This window comes from Streptomyces sp. NPDC046349, from assembly GCF_055587885.1.
In genome coordinates this window covers 1-6,720 of the sequence record NZ_JBVJFK010000027.1, presented here as the reverse complement: position 1 = coordinate 6,720, position 6,720 = coordinate 1, and the positions used below count along the sequence as shown (strand labels likewise).

The 6,720-nt window shown below is 71.5% G+C and carries 5 protein-coding genes and 1 pseudogene; 2 read left to right on the top strand and 4 right to left on the bottom strand.

The features are described from left to right. Nucleotides 1-161 precede the first annotated feature (161 nt). From ACZ6JS_RS35460 to ACZ6JS_RS35450, 3 genes are all read right to left on the bottom strand, one after another. Nucleotides 162-1,139, bottom strand: coding sequence for a ParB/RepB/Spo0J family partition protein (locus ACZ6JS_RS35460; protein ID WP_469304211.1), 978 nt, complete (start codon nt 1,137-1,139; stop codon nt 162-164). Between the two features lie 193 nt (nt 1,140-1,332). Then, a complete protein-coding gene (galU, locus tag ACZ6JS_RS35455; RefSeq protein WP_469304209.1) occupies nt 1,333-2,241 on the bottom strand; it encodes a UTP--glucose-1-phosphate uridylyltransferase GalU in 909 nt (302 codons plus the stop codon). 57 nt (nt 2,242-2,298) lie between these two features. Continuing rightward, nucleotides 2,299-2,904, bottom strand: a complete 606-nt coding sequence (locus ACZ6JS_RS35450) for a TetR family transcriptional regulator (RefSeq protein WP_469304207.1) — start codon at nt 2,902-2,904, stop codon at nt 2,299-2,301. A gap of 288 nt (nt 2,905-3,192) precedes the next feature. Here ACZ6JS_RS35450 and ACZ6JS_RS35445 point away from each other — a divergent pair, with 288 nt between their 5' ends. Further along, nucleotides 3,193-4,410, top strand: a complete 1,218-nt coding sequence (locus ACZ6JS_RS35445; RefSeq protein WP_469304206.1) for an IS701 family transposase — start codon at nt 3,193-3,195, stop codon at nt 4,408-4,410. 538 nt (nt 4,411-4,948) lie between these two features. Next, nucleotides 4,949-6,226: a hypothetical protein gene (locus ACZ6JS_RS35440; protein ID WP_469304204.1), complete on the top strand. Its 1,278-nt coding sequence runs from the start codon at nt 4,949-4,951 to the stop codon at nt 6,224-6,226. A gap of 324 nt (nt 6,227-6,550) precedes the next feature. On the opposite strand, the pseudogene manB reads toward ACZ6JS_RS35440, so the two are convergent. Next, a pseudogene (manB, locus tag ACZ6JS_RS35435) lies at nt 6,551-6,720 on the bottom strand (phosphomannomutase/phosphoglucomutase); the annotation flags it as partial.

The window sequence follows — 6,720 nt, the reverse complement described above, 5'->3', positions numbered from 1 at the left end:
CACCAGCACCAGCTTCAAACGCCCGTCCAACCGGGCCGGCACCTCCCCCGCACCCGAATCAACCCGCGCACCCTCGACAACCGACATCGCCAGACATCCTTTCCGACACACACATGAACGGGGCCTTCCGGCAGGGAAGGCCGGTATGGGGGGAGGGCCACTCAGGAGCGCGCCTGCGCCGAGGCACGGCGGCCCAGTTCCTCCGAGAGTTCCTGCCAGTCGCGGGCGCACTGCGCGGCAGCGGCGGCAGCGGTCTCGGCGCGGTACGGGGGTACCGCGGCGACGATCCGCTCCCGCTGGCGCAGAGCGCTCACCTGGAGGTCGAGCATGCGCAGCAGCAGCCTGCCCGCCTCGCTGAGTCTGAGCAGGGGGTCCTTGCACAGGCCGGTGACCAGCGCGGGCAGTGGTTGCCCGCGGGCCCGTCCCCGGTCCGCCGGCCGGCGTGGCGGGGACGGCGCGCTGCCGGAGCGCCGCTGACCCGCCGGCACGGGGTCCTCGCCCACGCCGATCCGGCGGCGTACGTCCCGTACGGTCGAGGGCGCGATGCCCGCCTCCCGTGCGATCTGCCGCAGGGAGGCGGTGGGTCGGCCCGCGAGCAGGCGGGCCGCCGCCTCCCGGCCTCGGGCCGGATCGGCCGGGCGTATGCGCCCGTCCCGGCCGACGCGGCCCGGTGGTTCGTGCTCCGGCGCCTCCCGGCGGCGCAGCGCTGCGACGGTCTTGGCCGCGAGTCCGGTCCGCTGCGCGATGCCCCGGTCGGACCAGTCCGGGTGGGACCGCAGGATCCGAAGCGCCGCACCCGTCCGCTCCGCCCGGGTCAGCGGGAGTCCGTGGCTGATGTTGGCCTCGACCGAGAGGACGAACGCGTCCTCGGCACTGCCGTCGAAGTAGGTCACTCCGACGGTGTCGCGACCCCTCAGCACTGCCGCCCGCAGGCGGTGCGTCCCGTCGATGATCCGCATCGTGGGGCGGTGCACGAGCAGCGGCGGCAGTGTGCGGCCGGAGTTCGCGAGGGCCTGTGCGTGGCTCTCGTCCACGGGGACGGTACGGGGGGAATCCGCGGCGAGCAGGAAGCCGACCGGTACCTCTGCGGCCGGGTGGGGGGTCTGCTCGGCCGGGTGTCCTGCGTTCGGGTCGTCCATGGTTCACCTCCCTTCGTGCACTCGACGCCCGGGGCGCCGCGCCTATCGCCGGGCCCGGAGACGAAATTACGTAATTACCGTTCGGTAACCAACCGGGAAGTCGAACCCCGTTGAGATTTGGGCAAGTTGGCGGAGTCGGGGCCGGTCAGGTGGGCGACCGCGGAAGTTCCCCGGTCGCCCACCGGGCGGCGGATCAGACCGGCACCGGCTCCCCGGCACGTACGAACTCCCGCAGCCAGAACAGGAACTCGGGTCCGAGGTCCTCGCGCTCGCAGGCGAGTCGGACGGTCGCGCGCAGGTACTCGGCACGGTCCCCCGTGTCGTAGCGGCGGCCGGAGAAGACCACGCCGTGCACGGGGCGTCCGGCGCGCACCAGGGTGCGCAGCGCGTCCGTGAGCTGGATCTCGCCGCCACGCCCGGGGGCGGTCTCCCGCAGCACGTCGAAGATCTCGGGGTCCAGGAGGTAGCGGCCGATGACGGCGAGGTTGCCGGGGGCGGTACCCGGCTCCGGCTTCTCCACCAGCTCGGTGATGCGCACGCCGTCGCCGGCGGCCGCAGGCGGTTCGACCGCGGCGCATCCGTACAGGTGGATGGATTCCGGGTCCACCTCCATGAGGGCCACGACGCTGCCGCCGAGCCGGGCGCGCACCTCGGCCATTCGGGCCAGCAGGGGGTCCCTGGGGTCGATCAGGTCGTCGGCCAGGAGGACGGCGAAGGGCTCCCGGCCGACGTGCGGTGCGGCGCACAGGACGGCGTGCCCCAGGCCCTTGGGGTCCCGCTGGCGCACGTAGTGGATGTCCGCGAGTTCGGTGGAGGCGCAGACGCTGTCGAGTTTGTCCTGATCACCACGGCGCTGGAGGGCCTCCTCCAGCTCGTAGTTGCGGTCGAAGTGGTCCTCGAGCGGCCGCTTGTTGCGTCCGGTGACCATGAGGATGTCCGACATCCCCGCCGCGACCGCCTCTTCCACCACGTACTGGATGGCGGGCTTGTCTACCACCGGGAGCATTTCCTTCGGGGTGGCCTTCGTCAGCGGGAGGAATCGGGTTCCGAGTCCCGCGGCGGGGATCACTGCCTTGGTTATCTGCGGAGGCGTGGAATTCATGGCGCTGACGCTAGACGGCGTCTCACGCCGACGGCCAGAATTTCCGCGCCTTTCCGCCTACTTGGGCATTTCGACTTCCGGGCGGGCCGCGACGCGCCGCCGGACGAGGCACCACAGCTCGCCGAGCTCGCCGACGGCCGCGCCGGGACGCTCCTGCCGTTCCCGGCGTGCCCGCGCGATGACTCCGCCGACCAGATGACCCGTCAGCTGCGTGAGCGGGCGCGGGTCGACCTCCGGATGGAGCTGACCCTCCTGCGCGGCCTGTTCCAGCAGTTCCTCCACGTCAGGGAGCCAGCAGCCGCACCACTCGGGTCCGGCGCCGGCGCGTTCCTGGGTGAGCCGGGCCGCGGCGCGCACGGCCGCGTCGGTCTCGATCAGCCGGCCGAGGGCCAGGACGAGCGAGGAGACGGTGTCCAGCGCCGGTCCTCCGCGGGCCGTCACGCACTCGACCACCTTCCGGGTGGCGGCCCGACCGGAATCCTCGACGGCGGAGGCCAGTTCTCCCTTCGCCGAGAAGTGAAAGGTGACGGCTCCGATCGAAATGCCGGCCGATCTGCTCAGCCGGGAAAGCGACGTCCCCTCGTATCCATTGCGATCGAATTCGGCGGCGGCCACCGAGATCAGATTATTACGGGTGCGCACGCCGCGCTCTTGCTTCACCACTTCACTACCACTGCCATCCGGTTCGTTCCTCACTCGCCCCCGCGCCCGGCACGGGGGCGACCTCCAGCGTCACCCCGGCACCGGCCGCGCACAACGGCTACTTGACGAAGAAGCGACCATGCCCCGCCGTCCCGCACCGCCCGCGTCGGAAGGCCGGCGGCGTCGTACGTCCAACGTGCCCAAGTCGCGGCGGGGGCGCCATACTTCGGCTGGAAAACAAAACGAACGTTCTGTATTCTCTGGGGGTCATGGCGCAGACCGATGTCAGCACTGGAGGGGAGACGACAGATGACGGCGCACATGAGGACCAGAGCCCCGGCTGCCGGCGGTACCGCCCTGGACGATTTCACGGAACGCCTCTTCGGCCACTTGCCGAGGGCCGACCAGCGCAGATGGGCCCGGGTCTACTTACAGGGCCTGCTCACCACCCCGGGCAAGAAGTCCGTCCGCAGGCTGGCGGCTTCCGTGACCGCGTCACCCACCGCGTCGCAGTCGCTGCAGCAGTTCATCAACGCCAGCCCCTGGGAGTGGGATCCGGCCCGCGCCGAGCTGCTGCGCTGGGTTGAGGAACGCCACCCGGTGCTCGCCTGGACGATCGGGCAGGTCTGCTTCCCCAAGCGCGGCGAGCACTCGGTCGGCGTGCACCGCCGCTTCGACCCCGCCGCCGGGCGCATCGTCAACTGCCAGTTCGGCTTCGGCCTCTTCCTGTCCCTGGACGGCATGAGCGTGCCCGTCGACTGGCGGCTGGTGCTTCCCGAGTCCTGGTCGGTGGACCCCGCCCTGCGCCGCCGGGCGCGGATCTCTCCCGGCGTGTCGCACCAGACCCCGGAGTCACTGGTCCTGGAGCTCGTCGACTCGATCGCCGCCCGCACCTCGGGGGCACGCGCACCCGTCGTCGCCGACCTGAGCCGCCTCGGCGCCGCCTCGGCGCTGATCGGCATGCTCGGCCGGCGCGGCCACGACTTCCTGGTGTCCGTCCCGCCGGCCCTCCCCGTCTGCGCGGCCGGACCGGGCCACGTGGCCGAGCCGGCCCGGGCGGCCGCGCACACCACCTGCGCGGGCGACCTCGCCCGTCGGGGCAGCACCAGCCATCCGTACACGACGCCGCTCACCGGCCCCGCCGCGCGCCCCCAGCCGCTGCGCATCCAATCTGCCCTGGTCCGGGTGCCGGGCGCCGGCCTGGCGGCCCCGGGCGGGCAGCAGAGGTACCGCCTGTTCGGCGAACGGCGACCGGGGCCCGGGGGCCGGGGCGCGAGCGGTGCGGTCTGGCTCACCAACATGAGCCGCCACCGGATGGACGACCTGCTCCGGCTGGTCCGGCAGTCGGGCCGGGCAGCCGCCACGTCGGCCGCCCTGGCCGACGACTTCGGGCTCCTCGACTTCGAGGGGCGCTCCTTCCCCGGCTGGCACCACCACATGACCTTGATGTCCGCCGCGTACGCGTTCAAGGGCCTGCCGGCCCTGCGGGAGCGCCACGCGCCGTCGGGCATCCGCCATTCCGCCTAGGACCTGTCCGGTGGCACGTGTGAGACGGTGCATGCACGACGGGCACCGAAGGCGGACGGCGGACGGCACGAGGGTCGGGATGCTGCGTGCCGTCCGGGCCGACGCCGACGCGAAAGGCCGGAGCAACTGGAGCATGGCCGGTGTGGAGACCTCTTGCCGTGCCCATCAGCATGCTGCGGGCGCCCGCACTGGCGCGGCGCGTCTCCCCGGACCGCGGAGCCGCCTGCTCACCATCCTTCGGCGAGGGCCGGGCCGCTCCTGTGGCGGACTGACCTCCGAGATCCGTCTGGCCGGTGCAGGCGGCCGACGTCCCCCTCGTGTTCGTCCTGTACGGCATCCACCCGCCATGGGCCGCCGCCCACGTGGAAGGGGGTGATCCCTGCGCACATGGAGCCGTGGTGCCGCCCGACAGGTCCCGGTTGGGCGAAACAGGCCCCCACTGATCACTTTTGGCCCATTGCGGGCTCACGCCGCCACCCACGCGGCCGCTACGTTCACCCCTTGACCGGACATATACGACCAGGGGGAAAGGGCAACGATGCGCTCCACCAAACCCGTCAGTCGCACAGGAAAAGCGCTCATGGCCTGTGCTGCCTCGGCTGCTGCAGCCACCGTGGGCCTCGCCGTCCCACCGGCCTCGGCCGCACCTGCCACGTCCGCCACGGCCGCGCAGGTCAAGCCCGGTGACGCCTGCACGGCGGCCGACCTCGGCACACGCCACCCGTACATCAAGACGACCGAAGTCAATCCGGAGATAACCCACTTCAAGGGCTGGTACGTCACCGAGGGCAGCACCGGCAACCAGAGCGTCACCACCAGCACCCAGACCACCATCTCGGTCTCCGTCGGTCTCAATGGCAACGTCCAGGGCGGCTTCGCCGTCGAGACCCTCACCACCGTCGGCGCGAGCCTGGGCCTGAACGTTCAGGTCAACTACTCCTCCACCAGCAGCGAGTCGGACACGGTCACGTGGAATTTCTCCCGGCCCGGCTATTACGGCGTCTACAAGGGCACGAAGAAGGTCACCGGCACGTACGGAAGCCTCAACTGCAGTCGGGCCCAACAGAGCAACGGCGCTTGGGCGTTGAGGTGGATCGAGGGCCCCGGCAGCGGCAGCTTCACCACCTACACCACCCTTGAGCAAGGCGCGGTGCGCTGCGAGGACACGGTGCCGGCCAACAGCATCATGGCCAAGGCAAAGGTTCTCCTCGACTGCGGTTCGCCCGCCGCGAAGGCCGAGCACCCGGCAGGTGCGGTGGCCCCGACAGAGCAGCAGGCACAGGACCGCCTCGTGCAGCGACCGGCTCCCACCAGCGCCACGTCCGCCGAACAGCCCAAGATCACCGGGCGGATCGCGCAGGCCGCGCTGAACTGCCAACCCGCCGTCTACCGGATCGACGTCCCCGGCAAGCCCCTGAACTGGAGCGCACCGCTCCTGGCCAACGACGGCATCCGTCTGCGCGAATCCACCTTCTTCAGCGCCCACCTGGACAACTGGCGCCTGTGCAACGTCACGGAGAACAACGGAGTCCTCGAGGCGTCCCTGTGGAACTGGGGCAACGGCGGTTGCGCGACCATCCCGGCGGGCATCGCCCACCAGGAGCAGGCCCACCTGACGACAGCCACCTGCGGGGAGGACGACCTCCAGCGGTTCTACATCTACCGCGACGTACCCGGCAGCACGAAGATCGGCCTGCAGAACAAGTACACCGGCTCCATGATGGGCCACGACCGGTACGCGGACGGGGAGTTGATCCGGCAGTACTCCAGCGGCAGGCAGGACGGTACGGGTACGTACACCCTGACCGCAGTCTGACGGCCTCCTGCCCGTGAGCGCGACCCCGCCTGTGGTCCCCGGGCCACCCGGTTTCGTGCGGGCGCTCGGGCGTCTGCGGCCCGAGCCCGGCCCAGGCGATCGTCCGTGCCGCAATCGCGCCGCCGGGGCCGGACCGAAAGGGGCCCGGCGGCGCGCCGGGCCCCGTCCGCTCCCATCCCGCGTCCGTCAACGCAGCGCGGTCCGTCGCGGGATCGGCGATCAGTCGCGGATCGGAGGATCAGCGGCGCCACGACCCGCTACTCAGTACCTCCAAACGCGGGCCGGGGGGCCCACGAGGCCGGACCCGGCCGGGGGTCAGAGGTGTCAGGCGCGGATGAGCTGGAGGGCCTCGTCGCGGATCCGGGACAGGGTGTCCGCGTCACGGGCCTCGACGTTCAACCGCAGCAGCGGCTCGGTGTTGGAGGCCCGCACGTTGAACCACCAGTGCGCGCCCGTCACCGTCAGACCGTCCAGCTCGTCCAGCGTCACACCCT